Source organism: Psychrobacter sp. 16-MNA-CIBAN-0192, from assembly GCF_040309565.1.
Taxonomy (GTDB): Bacteria; Pseudomonadota; Gammaproteobacteria; order Pseudomonadales; family Moraxellaceae; genus Psychrobacter.
Genome location: NZ_JBEOOX010000223.1, coordinates 1 through 275 on the forward strand (window position 1 = coordinate 1; position 275 = coordinate 275).

The window sequence follows — 275 nt, forward strand, 5'->3', positions numbered from 1 at the left end:
GCGTATTAATATACCAGCACTAGGAGACAAAGATGTAAACAACCTAGTTTACGATATTATGAACGATAACCAGCGCAAGGACTACGAACAAAATCTCGAAGTGGATTTTTCATTTGAAGTGCCTAATTTAGCACGTTTTCGTGTTAATGCCTTTAATACTCATCGTGGCCCAGCCGCTGTATTTCGTACGATCCCCAGTGAAGTGCTCACACTAGATGATTTAGGTGCTCCCGATATTTTTAAAACCATTGCCGATAATCCTCGCGGCTTAGTAT

At 41.1% G+C, this 275-nt stretch carries 1 pseudogene; it reads left to right on the forward strand.

The features are described from left to right. Positions 1-275 (forward strand): annotated as a pseudogene (locus AAEY78_RS13010) (twitching motility protein PilT); the annotation flags it as partial.